Origin of the sequence: Citreicoccus inhibens (genome assembly GCF_019039035.1) — a bacterium.
Lineage (GTDB): Bacteria > Myxococcota > Myxococcia > Myxococcales > Myxococcaceae > Citreicoccus > Citreicoccus inhibens.
This window is the reverse complement of the sequence record NZ_JAHNZT010000006.1, coordinates 307,463-319,928: the sequence shown is the minus strand read 5'-3', so window position 1 is coordinate 319,928 and position 12,466 is coordinate 307,463. Positions and strand designations below refer to the sequence as shown.

General features: G+C 69.2%; 13 protein-coding genes and 1 pseudogene. 5 read left to right on the top strand and 9 right to left on the bottom strand.

Annotated elements, in window-relative coordinates; genetic code table 11:
- Positions 1 to 171: 171 nt before the first annotated feature.
- The 3 genes from KRR26_RS11280 to KRR26_RS11270 all read right to left on the bottom strand — a co-directional run bounded on the left by KRR26_RS11280 (position 172) and on the right by KRR26_RS11270 (position 3,368).
- Entirely contained in the window at positions 172 to 1,029 is an 858-nt protein-coding gene (locus KRR26_RS11280) for an alpha/beta fold hydrolase (RefSeq protein ID WP_120203061.1), read from the bottom strand.
- Positions 1,030 to 1,072: 43 nt separating this feature from the next.
- On the bottom strand, positions 1,073 to 1,252 hold the full coding sequence (locus KRR26_RS11275) for a hypothetical protein (protein ID WP_120203059.1): 180 nt from the start codon (positions 1,250 to 1,252) through the stop codon (positions 1,073 to 1,075).
- 202 nt (positions 1,253 to 1,454) lie between these two features.
- Positions 1,455 to 3,368 carry an AAA domain-containing protein gene (locus KRR26_RS11270; RefSeq protein WP_217079822.1) on the bottom strand — a complete coding sequence of 638 codons (1,914 nt, stop codon included), beginning with the start codon at positions 3,366 to 3,368 and terminating at the stop codon, positions 1,455 to 1,457.
- Between the two features lie 263 nt (positions 3,369 to 3,631).
- Here KRR26_RS11270 and KRR26_RS11265 point away from each other — a divergent pair, with 263 nt between their 5' ends.
- Positions 3,632 to 5,422, top strand: coding sequence for a hypothetical protein (locus KRR26_RS11265; RefSeq protein ID WP_147422885.1), 1,791 nt, complete (start codon positions 3,632 to 3,634; stop codon positions 5,420 to 5,422).
- 54 nt (positions 5,423 to 5,476) lie between these two features.
- Here KRR26_RS11265 and KRR26_RS11260 read toward each other — a convergent pair.
- Positions 5,477 to 5,635: pseudogene (locus KRR26_RS11260) on the bottom strand (double-CXXCG motif protein); the annotation flags it as partial.
- A 112-nt stretch (positions 5,636 to 5,747) separates the two neighbouring features.
- Between KRR26_RS11260 and KRR26_RS11255 the strand changes: the two are divergent.
- Positions 5,748 to 6,230: a GNAT family N-acetyltransferase gene (locus KRR26_RS11255; protein WP_120203055.1), complete on the top strand. Its 483-nt coding sequence runs from the start codon at positions 5,748 to 5,750 to the stop codon at positions 6,228 to 6,230.
- Positions 6,231 to 6,254: 24 nt separating this feature from the next.
- Here the strand turns inward: KRR26_RS11255 and KRR26_RS11250 are convergent, their stop codons facing one another.
- From KRR26_RS11250 to KRR26_RS11235, 4 genes are all read right to left on the bottom strand, one after another.
- Positions 6,255 to 7,118 carry a transglutaminase-like domain-containing protein gene (locus KRR26_RS11250; protein ID WP_233576677.1) on the bottom strand — a complete coding sequence of 288 codons (864 nt, stop codon included), beginning with the start codon at positions 7,116 to 7,118 and terminating at the stop codon, positions 6,255 to 6,257.
- 12 nt (positions 7,119 to 7,130) lie between these two features.
- Positions 7,131 to 7,673, bottom strand: a complete 543-nt coding sequence (locus KRR26_RS11245; RefSeq protein WP_120203054.1) for a DUF350 domain-containing protein — start codon at positions 7,671 to 7,673, stop codon at positions 7,131 to 7,133.
- A gap of 98 nt (positions 7,674 to 7,771) precedes the next feature.
- The gene (locus KRR26_RS11240; RefSeq protein ID WP_120203052.1) at positions 7,772 to 8,044 is read right to left on the bottom strand and encodes a hypothetical protein; all 273 of its coding nucleotides are present in this window, start codon (positions 8,042 to 8,044) and stop codon (positions 7,772 to 7,774) included.
- Positions 8,045 to 8,595: 551 nt separating this feature from the next.
- Positions 8,596 to 8,994 (bottom strand): SRPBCC family protein, encoded by a 399-nt coding sequence (locus tag KRR26_RS11235; RefSeq protein ID WP_120203051.1) that lies wholly within the window; start codon positions 8,992 to 8,994, stop codon positions 8,596 to 8,598.
- Between the two features lie 705 nt (positions 8,995 to 9,699).
- Between KRR26_RS11235 and KRR26_RS36735 the strand changes: the two genes are divergently transcribed.
- The 3 genes from KRR26_RS36735 to KRR26_RS11225 all read left to right on the top strand — a co-directional run bounded on the left by KRR26_RS36735 (position 9,700) and on the right by KRR26_RS11225 (position 11,130).
- Positions 9,700 to 10,275 carry a hypothetical protein gene (locus tag KRR26_RS36735; protein ID WP_236068483.1) on the top strand — a complete coding sequence of 192 codons (576 nt, stop codon included), beginning with the start codon at positions 9,700 to 9,702 and terminating at the stop codon, positions 10,273 to 10,275.
- Positions 10,276 to 10,439: 164 nt separating this feature from the next.
- Complete coding sequence (locus tag KRR26_RS36730; RefSeq protein ID WP_236068482.1) at positions 10,440 to 10,844, top strand: hypothetical protein; 405 nt, start codon at positions 10,440 to 10,442, stop codon at positions 10,842 to 10,844.
- Between the two features lie 85 nt (positions 10,845 to 10,929).
- Complete coding sequence (locus tag KRR26_RS11225) at positions 10,930 to 11,130, top strand: hypothetical protein (protein ID WP_217079794.1); 201 nt, start codon at positions 10,930 to 10,932, stop codon at positions 11,128 to 11,130.
- Here the strand turns inward: KRR26_RS11225 and KRR26_RS11220 are convergent.
- The gene (locus tag KRR26_RS11220; RefSeq protein WP_217079793.1) at positions 11,096 to 12,424 is read right to left on the bottom strand and encodes an ArnT family glycosyltransferase; all 1,329 of its coding nucleotides are present in this window, start codon (positions 12,422 to 12,424) and stop codon (positions 11,096 to 11,098) included. The two genes, KRR26_RS11225 and KRR26_RS11220, sit on opposite strands and share 35 nt — an antisense overlap.
- Positions 12,425 to 12,466 lie beyond the last annotated feature (42 nt).

Genomic DNA, 12,466 nt, shown 5'->3' with positions numbered 1-12,466 from the left:
CACAGGTCGCGTCAGCTCATCCCACCCCAATCAATTCGCGTACCAACGCGCTCGCGGCGCCGCGGCGTCCGGAAATCAGGAGCTTGAAGACGCGCCCGTGCCGTTCCGCCTCCAGATGGAAGCGGGATGTCCCCTCGGGGAAAGTTTTTCCCGGGGGCTTGTTCCCCGGCGTCAGGCGATGAAGGCGGCCAGCGCGCGGGCCGTGGCCTCGGGCTGCTCCATGTGGACGTGATGGCCGCCCGGCAGCACGAGCGACGGAGGCACCAGCGTCCTCAGCGCCGCCATGCGCGAGTCGAGCCACGCGGAGTCCGGCAGGAGCCCCTCGCTGCCACGGATGAGTTGCACGGGGCAGGTGACGGCGGCCTCGATGGCCAGCCATTGCGCCTCGTCGAAGCCGTGGCCGAAGCGGCGGCGCTGGCGAGGATCGAACGTGAAGGTCAGCCCGCCTTCAGGGTGCGGCTGGGTGCCGTGGCGAGCGAGCAGGAGGGCGGCGGATTCGGGCAGGGACGGCGTGTTCTCCCGCAGGCGCGCGGCGGCGGCCTCCACCGTGGGGTAGCGCTTGCGATTCGGCGGCCGGCGCGCGTCATCCAGGAAGCCACGCAGGCGCCCCACCGCGCCCTCGGCGGGGCCTCCTCGGGGTCCGAGGCTCTCGATGAGGGAGACGGACTTCACGCGGGTGGGGCGCGCCGCGGCATGGGCCAGCGCGACGATGCCACCCAGCGAGTGGCCCACCAGGTGAGCGGACTCCAGGCCCAACCCGTCCAGCGCGGCCTCCACGTCCAGCAGGTGATCGCCGAACTGATAGGAGGCGCCGGGCGGGGCGTGTCCGCTGCGCCCCATGCCTCGGAAGTCCAGCAGGGCCACGTGCCAGTGGGCGGGCAGGGAGTCCAGCAGCGGGTCGAAGCTGTGCGAGTGGTCCAGCCAGCCGTGAAGGAAGAGCACGGCGGGCGAGCCCACCGCGTGGCGCTGGCGAAGGTGCAAGGAGAGGCCCTCGGCGGCGAGGGTCCGGGACTCGAAGGGTGCGGGCACGCGAGGCTCCTCGCCGTGCCTTAGCGCGTCGCTGACGGGCTGCCTAGCGCCGCTCGGCGGGCGGACGAGGCGGGCCCCCGGAGTCCGGCTTGCCCAGCACCAGCGCGAGCTGCCGCGCCTGATTCTCCGTCGCGCACCGATACTCCTGCGTCTTCCCGTTGGGCCGCTCCAGGCGGATGACCCAGACGTCGTTCTCCTTCGTCACCATCGGGGCTTGCGACATGGTTCCCCTCCCAGGTCGCGGTGAAAGCACGCGCCATGCCGGTGCCCGGGCTTTCGATAAATGCCTGATATTCGGGGCCTAGGACTGGCAGTGACATCCCGGGTGACAAAAATTGTTCAGGATTTCGACAATTTTCGACCCCCCTCCCGCAGTCCTTGCGTAGGGCTGGGGGGCGATGGCGCCGTTGGGCACTGGACAGGGCTCAGACGGCGTCAGGCCATTCCCAGGCAGAGCGGTAGCCTCCGTCGGTCTGCGTGCCCTCGATGAAGCGCGCGTAGAACGGATGGCCACTGAGGGTCGCCGAGTCGCCCACCACGAACAGGTGACGCCGGGCGCGGGTGAGGGCGACGTTCATGCGGCGCAAGTCATTGAGGAAGCCAATCTGCCCCTCGCCGTTGGAGCGCACGAGGCTGACGAGGATGGCGTCCTTCTCGCGGCCCTGGAAGGCGTCCACGGTATCCACTTCCACTTCGGGGCTGAGCGGCTCCACGGCCTCGCGCAGCCGGCGGGCCTGCGCGCCGTAGGGCGTGATGACCGCCAGCTCCCGAGGAGCGAGTCCCGCGGCGAGCAGCGCCTTCACGCGCGCGAGCACGAGGTCGGATTCGCCGGGGCTGAAGAGGCTGTTCGTGGTGGGCTCGACCTCTTCGTCGAAGCCCTTGCCCGCGGTGTCGAGGAAGAGGACGGGCGGCAGGTCCAGGCCCTCGCTCGAGGGGAGCACGTCCGCGAGGGTGCGGTCGGCCACGGAGGGGTGGGCGCGCAGCTCGCCGTCGTACATCTCGTGCGAGGGGAACGCCATGATGCGCGCGTTCATGCGGTACTGCTCGCGCAGCATGCGCTTGACGCCGTCGCCGTGGTCCTTGAGCAGTCGCTCGAAGAGGCTGACGCCCAGGCCCGCCCTGGCGGCCTCCTGCGAGAGCAGCGTGGGCGGCAGCTGCTGCGGATCCCCGGCGAGGACCACCTTGGGCGCGCGCAGGAAGCCGAGCAGGGCGAGCGGCTCGGTGGCCTGAGTCGCCTCGTCGAGCAGCGCGCGGTCGAACTCCTCGCCCGCGAGGATCCCCGAGCCGAGGCTGGCCAGCGTCACACAGACGACCTGCGCGCGAGCGAGCACGGAGCGCAGGGCCTGCTTCTCCAGCTTGCGCGCCTCGTCCATCAGGTCCTTGGCCTCGGCGGTGGAGGCGCGGGCGTTGGAGAAGCGCTCGCGGCTGCGGCCCTGGTCGCGCTGGCGGCGCGCGTAGCCGAAGAGGCCGAAGGCCTCGTCGAACAGCTCGCGGCTGATGACGCGATCCGGGTGCTCCTCCACCACGATGTCGAGCGTGTGCTCCTGGAAGCGCGGCGCGACGCGGGCGGGGTGGCCCACGCGCAGGGCGCGCAGGCCCTGGCCCAGACACAGGTCGAGCAGGTGGTCCACGGCGGCGTTGCTCGCGGCCGTGCACAACAGCCGCTCGCCGCGCGCGACCGCGTGCGCCGCCACCTCCGCGAGCACGGTGGACTTGCCGGTGCCCGGCGGGCCGTGGACGAGGAAGAAGTCCTCGGCGGCGAGCGCGCGGGTGACGGCGTCCTGCTGCTCGGGGTTGAGCGGACGGGTGGGCGTGAAGTCGCGGGCCGTGTCGAAGCGGGGCGGCTCGTTGCCCAGGAGCACCTCGCGGCGGCGGCGCTCGGTGCCCTTGTCCATGCCCTTCACGCGCTGGAGGCCGGCGCGGGTGCGCTCGAACGTCACGTCGTTGGGGACGATGTCCAGGCGCAGCAGTCCCTCGTGCAGATACGGCGGCGGCGCGCGGTCGAAGGCGAGCTGGAGCCGGGTGGACGTGGCGCGGGACACGAGCGCGCGCGCGGGCTCCTTCACCTCGGCGCGGCGCGGGAAGACGGCGACGAAGTCTCCGTTGGACAGGCGGGACGGCAGGGGCCGCCGGTCGGCGCGGGCGAGGGTGATGAGGATGCGACCGCCCAGGCCCACGTCCTCCTCGATGGCCTCGAGGTCGAGGAGGGACAGGCCCTGCTCCTCGCGCTCGCGCAGGGTGAGCCCCTGGGCGAGCGCCGAGAGGCGGGCTTTCTCGGCGTCGCGCTCCTGAGCCATGAGCGCGCCGAGGTGGTCGAAGAAGGAGACGTCACGGGCCATGGTCGAGTCATGCCACTGGGCGGCGGCCTCGGCCAGCGTCGCGTGGAGGGCGGTGTCATCCATGGGGCGCCAGGCATGCGCCCCGTGCCTCGGTTTGCACCTCCGCGCTGGAAAATCACATCCAGCGCGCGCGCGCCGCGGCGGGGGCGCTGTCGCGCGACGTGAAAGGCAGACAGGGGACGGAAGATCCACGCGGCGCTTCGTTTGGGAAATCGACCGATGCCGATTCCGGCGCGGTCTGCTCCATCCATCCCGAGGAATGCATGAAACGCCTTTCATTGGTGAAGGGGGCCTTCGTGGCCGCCTGTCTCGCCACGGGCTCATCCCTGGCCGAGACCCCCAAGTTGTCGGATGTCACTCCGGTGTTGAGCGAGTCTCGTGGAAGCACTTCCGCCATGAGTGGGTGGATTGAAGTGGCCAATCCCAACTCGGTGTCGGTCAACGCCGTGACCCGCCGGGTCAGCAGCCCGCTGGGGTACGTCATCGAGGTGAGTGAACGGCCGGTCCTCGTGAAGCCGGGCGAGTCGGTGAAGGTTCCCTTCAGCATGGCCGTCCGCACCGATGGCCTCTACCACGTGACGGTGCCGGTGGACCTGGTCACCGCGGACGGAGTGACGGTGGCGAGCGTGGAGGGCTCGCTGGACCTCATGGTGCGAGACGGCACCTACGTCGTCGACACGTACGAGAACCTCTTCGTGCGTCCCTTGGCGCGCGAGCAGGACGAGGATGGCAAGCCGGTGTGGGTGTTCCCGACCGATGGGTCGACGCCCTTTCCGGATGGCGCCGACATCACGGAGTTCCATTGGACGCCGGAGCAACTGGCGGTCAACACGGACGAGATGATCAAGGACAGCCCGGGCGAGACGGGGGAGGAGGACACCCCCACGCTGCCGCTCCCGCCGCCACGGGACACCTCGGTGCGTCATGGGGAGGAGGACGACGCGAAGTTCACGCAGCGCTCCGTGGATGAGCGCATCGCACGGGCCACCGAGCTGCTCCCGCGCCTGTCCAAGGCTCGCACGTTGGGCGGAGGCCTCGCGACGGGCATGACCGCGGTGGGCTCGTTCTTCTTCACGGGGCTGGATGGGCAGAAGCACTCGGGGTGGGGTTGGCGGGTGTATGCGCAGATGGTCATCGGCTCCATCAAGGTGCCCATCGCGAAGACCAACGTGCAGCCGAACGGCGCATGGAGTTTGAGCCTGCCGGCGGTCCCGACCTCCTTCCCCATCGTCATCACCTACGAGCCGCGCAACGTCTACTTCACGCTCCGGAACCTGGCGGGCGCCTACTACCAATTCTCCTCGGGGGCGCAGCACACGCCAGTGAGCGACAAGGTGCTCAACGAGTTCACGCAGGTGGCGAAGCTGGCCAATGGCGACCTGGTGGGGCTGGGAGACCTGTATCGGATGGGCATGCGCTTCTGGGAGGCGCTCAAGGGCAAGGGGGAGGGCATCGACCCGGTGAAGTCCACGAGCCTGTCGGTGTACTTCCCGAACACCACGTATGACTGCGGCCGGCCCGACAAGCAGCCGTGGAGCTGCGCGGCGGGGAATGAAATCTGGCTCCTCCCGAGGGCGGCGAGCAGTGTCTCAACGTTCTCGCACGAGCTGGCGCATCAGCTCGCGAACAAGTACTGGGGGGGCTACCTGCCGGACGGGAGTGGCAAGCCGCATGGTTGGCCCGATTGCGTCAACACGGGCGTGGCGCTCTCGGAGGGCTTCGCTGACTTCATGCCGGTGTGGGCGGGGCTCAATCGCAATCAGACTCCGGCGGCGCACGGGTTCGTGGACATCGAACACCCGGAGACCTTTGGGGCCTGCACCACGAGGAACGCGAACGAGGCCTGGGTGGCGGCGACCTTCTGGGACCTCTACGACAGCGTCGCGGACGGACAGGACTCCATCTTCTACCTGCACACCGGCGCCACGCCGAAGCTGTTCCTGAAGAACGGCACGCACGACGTGATGTCTGAGTTCCTGCCGTACGCCATGACGCTCGCGAGTCCGCAGCACGTCGTCAAGGTGATGAACATCTTCAGCCAGAACCACCAGTAGACGCCTCCGCGGCTCTCCTTGGAACCCACCTCCAAGGAGAGCCGCTGTCTGTCTTCAGGGGAGCCGGGCCCGCGGCAGCTGCTCTCGCGAATTCTGGACGGGCAGCTCGCGGAACCCCACGTCGCTGGGGCCGAGCGTGTTCGCGACCTCGCCGAAGCGCTCGCTCACGAGGGGCAGGACGTCCAGGTCGACCCCGAAGACATCCGCATCGGGCGTCGAGTCAAGGCGTGGCGGGGCGGGGCGGTGAGACGCGCGCCCCGCGACGCGTAGCGGTCAACGAGCGAGGGCGCCCTCTTGCTCCGCTGAATCCCGGTAAGCTCGCGCCATGCGCATCCGGAGAGCCGACGCTGTCGATACCGCGGGCATTGCGGCCATCATCATCCCCACCATTCGCCAAGGCACGACGTACGCGCTGGATGCGGACATGAGCGAAGCGGATGCGCTGGCCTATTGGATGGGCCCGGACAAGGAGACGTTCGTCGCGGAGGAGGACGGGGTCATCCTTGGCACCTACTTCATCCGCCCGAACCAGGCAGGTGGCGGCCGGCACGTCTGCAACTGTGGCTACATGACGAGCGCGGCCGCGACGGGCCGAGGCATCGCGCGCAGCATGTGCGCGCACTCGCTGGAATATGCGCGCGCGCGGGGGTATCGCGCGATGCAGTTCAACTTTGTCATCAGCACGAATGAGCGCGCCGTGCGGCTCTGGCAGTCGCTCGGATTTCAAATCGTCGGGCGCCTGCCCCTCGCGTTCCAGCATCCCACCGCGGGCGACGTCGATGCGTTCGTGATGCACCAGCATCTCTGACGCGCGCATCGCTGCGTCAAATCCTCATTCCTCCAGCGGGAGAACCTTCCACAAGTGGAGCAGGTTGTAGCGGGGCGGCACCATTCCGGGCGGCCAGCCTTCCGCGGTGACTTCGGCGTACTGGTAGCTGCGGCCCCCCAGTTTCAGCCGCGTGCCCGAGCCGGGCAGCCCCACGCCCACCGCCGCGTGCGCCAGCGGATCCGAGTAGAGCAGCACCGCGTCGATTCCCACCTGCCGCAGCAACATCACCGCGAGCACTGCCTTGGAATCACAGTCGCCTCGGTTCTGCGCGGGCACCAGCGCGGGCGGCACGATGCCAAAGGGCTCGTTGTCCGGCACCTCGTAGCGAATGCGCTGCACGAACCCGAGGATGAGCTGCGCGGCCTGCGCGGCATCGAGCTGACGCGTCCGGATGGAGGCGGCGAAGCGCTCGCCCAGCGCGCGCACCGGCCCCGGCGAGGTCCGCATCAGCTCCAGGTAGATGCAGTGCATGTCCGTGCCGCAGCCTGGAGGCGCCACGTACGTGAATCGCCCAGGGCCCAGCGCCCGGTAGCGCAGCCGCCGAGCGTAGGCGTGATGGGTCGCTTCGATCTGCGCTTCCAGCCGCTCGCCCAGGCCGTAGGCCACCTGCTGACGTTGCGGCGTGAGTTCCTCCACGTTCCAGACATAGGTGACGGCGCGCCCGGGCGGAGTGTCCACGGGTACCAACACCTGGCCCAAGTCCTCGGACGGGTCCTCTGGCGAGAGACCAGGCAAGGTCCTGTGCGAGCCCGGAGGGGACAGCCGGCCTACCATGCGCAGCCCGCAGAAACTCAAGGCCGTCGCGATGCTCAGCCCCACGAGCAGCAACTTGACCAGCGTCTTCACGGGAGGCGTGCGGGAGGCCATGCGTGCTCGGCCTCAGCTGGGGGCGCGCAGCTCCCCGTCCGGAAGCTGCGGAAAGGGAATGAGCCCATCGAGCGTGGCCTGGAGCCCGGGCGCCGTGAGCAGCGCGAGCACGAGCAGGATGGCGCAGAGGATGAGGGCGGCGGCGACGTTGCCCTGGCGCACCTCGCTGAGTTCGTCGATGCCCGGCGTCATCCGGTCGAACAGCAGGACTCCGACCGCGAGCACCGCGACCCCCACGCCCAACGACAACCCCACATGGGCCAGCGCGAGCCCCAGCAGCTTCGCCACCTCCAGCGGCTGGAACGAGGGGCTGCGCACGGTGAGGTCCACCGCGTCCAGCGTCGCTTGCACCGCGTGCTGCACCAGCAGCCCCAGGGACACCAGACTGGTGCCGTGCACCAGCCCCGAGGCCACGTTGCGCTGCCGCAGCTCCTCCACGGGATGTGTGCCGAGAATCCGGCTCAAGCCCCGTAGGCCCAGCCAGATGCCGAGCGCGGCGACCAGCCCGCCGAAGACCACCTTGATGAGTCCGACCGCGAAGAGGACGAGGTTCATGGCAAGCCGCGAGCGACTCTATCGGAAGTCGCTCGCGGGACCTTGCTCAACTCACGCGCCCGACTGTAGTCCGACCGGGCGTGTGACCTCGGAGCGCACTAGCAGGACAGGAGCCCGCAGTACTCGTAGGTGACGCTCTGCGCGGCACAGGTGCAGCCGTTGCGCTGGATGTACTTGATGCCCTTGCCGCCTTGAGGACAGGGCTCGCAGTAGTACGCCTCGGGCTCACCACAGTCATCCACACAGCTGGCAGAGACCTGCCCGCCCGAGGACTCATCGGGCGCAGCAGGCGTCTGCTCTTCCACGGGGGATCCGCCGCAGGCAACCATCGCCAGGGCACACGGCAGCCACAACAACGACTTGAGCGTCATGTGAAGCCTCCATGAACCGCGAGACCGCTCGGGGCCAGGAGTCCCCGAGCGAAGCCCTCTGAAGTCTGGGCCGCGCGAAGCCTAATCAAAGAGAGACTTTGAAATCTTCAGGCGCGGGCATCTCCATGCGAGCAGGGCTGGAGCGACCCCATGGCGCATCCCGCCAAGAGCCGTCCGTGTCTCGTAGTCACTGCGCGTCACCGTCTGGGGCGCTTGTGGTTGCTGGCTCATCCCAGACATCCGCGACGGGTGAATGCGGCCCCAGGGGCCGACCGCAGTGGGCCTTCAGAACCCGGACCCATGTGTGGGCCCTGCTCTTTCTCTCGCACTCACTCCTCGATGGGCCACCCTCGCTCCCAGCCATCCCGGCGCTGCCCCACCATCCCGGAGGGCTGCGGACTCCTCCGCTGGGTCGTGTCGGAGTTCCCATTGCTGCGCACCCGCCCGGCGAGTGACTCCATTCCTTTTGGGTTTCGTGGGGCTCGCGACGCCACAGGTGGATTGTCCAGCCCGCGCCATGGCATCGCGAGCTCCCGAGTCGGAAGACCGGCTCAGGTCCCCAGCCCGTCCAGCGCCTTCTTCATCGCGGCCATTCCCGCGTCGATCATTGGCCCGACGACCGCGCTGGCCTCGTGGGGCAGAAAATCAGCCGTCCAGACAACTCGACTCCCATTGCCCTCCGCGAAGACCTGAACCGCTCCGTTGTAGTGGGTCATCAGTCCACCTTCCGCGCCCCACACGAGGCGCCGTCCCTCCTCGTCGATCGCAACGATGGGCTCCCGGATCACCATCCCGTTGCCGAACGTGACCACGCGGGCTCCCGGCTCGAGGCGCGTATCGACGACGAACCCGGGAACCAATCGGGTGTGAAGGGCGCCGAGGTCACGGACTGCATCCCACACCAGCTCGGGCGCGGCGCTCGTGGTGATGTCTTTGCAGATCGAACTCATGTTGTTTGCTCCTGTTGTGGTGTCTCACGAGATTCAAGGTCTGGGCCCGCCGCCCGCCGCGCATCACCTGATGCACACGGTCTCGGCGCTGTCCCCAACTGGAACGAGAACGAACGCGGAAGCGTCGGTGTCCGAGGAGGTTGCACGAATGCCGTGCAAGCCTTTGTCCTTGTCTCCTGGGCTGCGACCACTTCTAGGAGGTGTTCGTCAGCTCAGCTTGGAGAATCTTGCGGTCTCCACGCGATGCCCTCTGGAACGCCCGGGCGAGACACCTGCCGCGGGGCGGAACGTGCGCACGCAGCCAGAGAGTGAGCTTGCCCCGGCTCGTGGACAGAGTGGTGCTGCCGCCAGCCCCTCGACCATCGACGGACGCGGGCACCCAGAACCCGGACGGAGGTGTGGGTCCCTGCGAGCCGCTGGGGCATTTCGGCGCACCCTCGACTGTCTTCACGCTTCCGGGGCCCAGTGCCGCGGGCGAGCTCTACCTCCCGGACGTGCAAGCGAAGTTCCCCGCGGTGGATTGGAAGACGCTGGACCGGCTCTACATCCCGGCGGGCCAGTACACGCTCATCAACCTGGGCAACCTGCCTGACCGCGCCGGGACTCGGCCGCTGGTCATCACCAACAAGGGGGCAGGTCGTCATTCGTCCGAAGGCGGCCAGCACGCAGGGCTACCTCTGGGCCATGCGCGGGGGCTCGAACTGGGTGCTCACCGGTCGCTACGACGCGGAGTCGGGAACGGGCGACGCGGCCTTCCCAGGGCACGGCTGTGTCGCCAATGCCACGTCACGTTCGCGCGACGGCTTCCTGAGCGATGACGCCCTCCTGAGCGATGGGCACATGGGCCTGGGCATCGGGGGCGCGCATGCCTTCGAGGTCGAGTTCGTTGAAATCACGCGCGCGGGCTTCGCGGGGCTGCGTATCAACCAGACAGTCAGCAACGGCACGGTGCCGCCCCGCGATGGCATCCGTCTGCACGACCTCTACATCCACGACACCGCGAGCGAGGGCATCTACTTCGGCTCGACGCAGGGCGCGCCGACGCCGCTGGCGTCGGGGCTCCAAATCTATAACTGCCGACTCGTGCACACCGGGACCGAGGCGCTCCAATCGCAGAACTTTGGGACGGCGCGGAGATCCACCACAACGCCTTCGCCTTCGGCGCGCTGGACTGACGCGCTGCCTTTGGTGAAGACCAGGACAATGGTGCCCAGGCACAGTTCCGAGGCGGCACCTTTTGCTTCTACCAAAACGTCTTCCTCGGAGGCGCGGACACGCTGAACCTGGGGCTCTACCTCGGAGGCACCGCCAGCTCGGCCTCGCGCTTTCTCTGGGAGCGCAATGCCTTTCGTGGTCTCGCCTTCGGCTACGCCAGCGTCTACCCGAGCGCGACGGAGCCCGGTGTCGTCTTCCGCCTGGGCTCGGGCATCGCCGCGCCGACAACGTTGAAGGACAACACCTGGGAGGGCGGGCGCAAGCTCGTGGCGGGGCTCACGGGAGGCAGCGGCACCGTGGGGGCCGTGACCGCGACAGGCAACGTCAATGGACCGGTGACGGTTCTGCGTTTCGTGGCGACAGGACTGCCCGAGGGCTCCTCCACGCGGCAACTGGAGATGTGGACGGACCGCGCCACGCTCGCCGTAGGCAAGCCGGAGGTGACATATGCCGCGGGGGCGCTGGTGATGCACGATGGTGAGCTGTACCGAGCCCGCTCGGCGAGCACCAACCAGGTCCCGAGCGCGAACGCGACGGTGTGGGAGCACCTCCCCTTGCCGGTGGATGCTCTGCGCACGTTGCCCGGGACGGAGTGGGCTCAGCGCGGAGTGGGGCTCCTGGGCGTCTCGCCGTAGCTGCCCTGGGCGGCTCCTCGCGTGAACCGCCTTCGCGCGGGGGCCGATATGCCGCATCCGGTTCGGCGTCACCGCCGAGCATCCCGTGGCGTGTGGCTTGGGCTACGCCGTGATGAACGCGGTGGTGTTGCCGCTGTCGGCGGCGATGCCCGCGGTGAACTTCGTGCCGCGGCTCATCAATGGATTGTTCGCCCACGCGTTCCTCGTGGGGGGGCCCAGCGCGTGGTCCGCGCGGGGCGCGTGCGTCCCCTTCAAGGGGTCGGTGAGCGAAGCCGCCACACCGTGAAACTGTGCACGGTCCTGCCGCGATAGTCGCCCCGCAGCTCCACGGGGCCTTCAATGTCGCGGAAGCGCGCCGTCAGCTCCTCGGGCGGAGGCACGCCGTCCTCGGAGCACCACAGCGCCTCCTGGTTCGAGGCCACGGGCGGGAGCGTCCACACGTCATACTGGCTGCCGCGTCGCGCGGGGCCCTCGGTGTCCGTGACGACGCCCGCGTAGCGCGCCACCTGTGACGCGAGCTGATACGTCGGCGCATACACCCGCACGACCGCGCCCGGACGGATGTCTGGGAAGAGCCGCTCCGGATGGGCCAGCTCACTCAGCACGCTCCAGCCATGCGTGCGAGACAGCGGCACGTCTCGCTCGAACTCCAGCACGGGGAAGAGCAGGTGCGAACTCACCGCGACCACGAGGGCCGCGCCCGTGACACCCGCCGCGCGCTGCCAGCCGGGGCGCATGCCCGCCACGCCCACGCAGGCGGAGAGATAGGCCACCGCGGGCCAGTTGGCCTCACCCCGCGTACCCGTCGCCGCGTAGCCGAAGAAGGCGAGCGGCACGAGCGTCGCCATGCGGGGCAGGAATTGCTCACGCGGCCCGCGCACCACGTAGACGAGCGCGAGCGGGAAGAGCACCGGCCCGCCCATCGCGAGCTGCCCGGCGAGGAACTCTCCGAAGGTGTCCCAGCCGCCATTGCCGCCGAGCCCGTGGTGAAGCTGGAAGGCGAAGCCCACCCATTCGTGGTTCGCGTTCCACAGCACCACGGGCAGGAAGCACACCAGCGCCAGCACCGCCGTCAGCCACGCGCCCGCGGGCAGCCTGCGCACGCGCACCGCGGTGGCCAGGAACGCCAGCCCCAGCAGGACGGCGGGATACTTGGACAAGAGCGCCAGTCCACACGCCAGGCCCGCCAGCACCCAGCGCTCACGCCACAGCGCCCACAGGCCCAGCACCCAGAACAACAACAGCGGCGAGTCCGGCGTGGCCCACACCCCGGAGAGCACGCCCACGGGCACCACGGACCAGAGCGCGGCGGCGCGCCACGCGGGCTCGGGGGCGCCGTACACGTCTCGCGCGAAGCCCCACACCGCGGCCACCGTCGCCACGCCGCACAGCAAGGCCGCGGGCCGGATGCCCAACGCGGCGATGAGCCACGCCACCAGCGGGGGATGATCGAAGTAGCCCCACGCGAGGTGCTGCGCCCATTGCCAGTAATAGGCCTCGTCGAAGTAGACGTCCGTGCCCAGCGCCAGCCCCAGCCTCGCGCCCAGCCCCACCGCGAGCAAGGCGAGGCAGGCCTTCATTCCGATGCCGCTCGGGCGGACGTCGTGGGAGAGGGTGGGACG

Coding starts and splice junctions, on each gene's coding strand:
- KRR26_RS11235 (WP_120203051.1), bottom strand. CDS start 8,994: ATGAGTTCGATCTGCAAAGACATCACCACGAGCGCCGCGCCCGAGCTG.
- KRR26_RS11240 (WP_120203052.1), bottom strand. CDS start 8,044: ATGACGCTCAAGTCGTTGTTGTGGCTGCCGTGTGCCCTGGCGATGGTT.
- KRR26_RS11275 (WP_120203059.1), bottom strand. CDS start 1,252: ATGTCGCAAGCCCCGATGGTGACGAAGGAGAACGACGTCTGGGTCATC.
- KRR26_RS11220 (WP_217079793.1), bottom strand. CDS start 12,424: ATGAAGGCCTGCCTCGCCTTGCTCGCGGTGGGGCTGGGCGCGAGGCTG.
- KRR26_RS11245 (WP_120203054.1), bottom strand. CDS start 7,673: ATGAACCTCGTCCTCTTCGCGGTCGGACTCATCAAGGTGGTCTTCGGC.
- KRR26_RS11255 (WP_120203055.1), top strand. CDS start 5,748: ATGCGCATCCGGAGAGCCGACGCTGTCGATACCGCGGGCATTGCGGCC.
- KRR26_RS11250 (WP_233576677.1), bottom strand. CDS start 7,118: ATGGCCTCCCGCACGCCTCCCGTGAAGACGCTGGTCAAGTTGCTGCTC.
- KRR26_RS11265 (WP_147422885.1), top strand. CDS start 3,632: ATGAAACGCCTTTCATTGGTGAAGGGGGCCTTCGTGGCCGCCTGTCTC.
- KRR26_RS11270 (WP_217079822.1), bottom strand. CDS start 3,368: ATGGCCCGTGACGTCTCCTTCTTCGACCACCTCGGCGCGCTCATGGCT.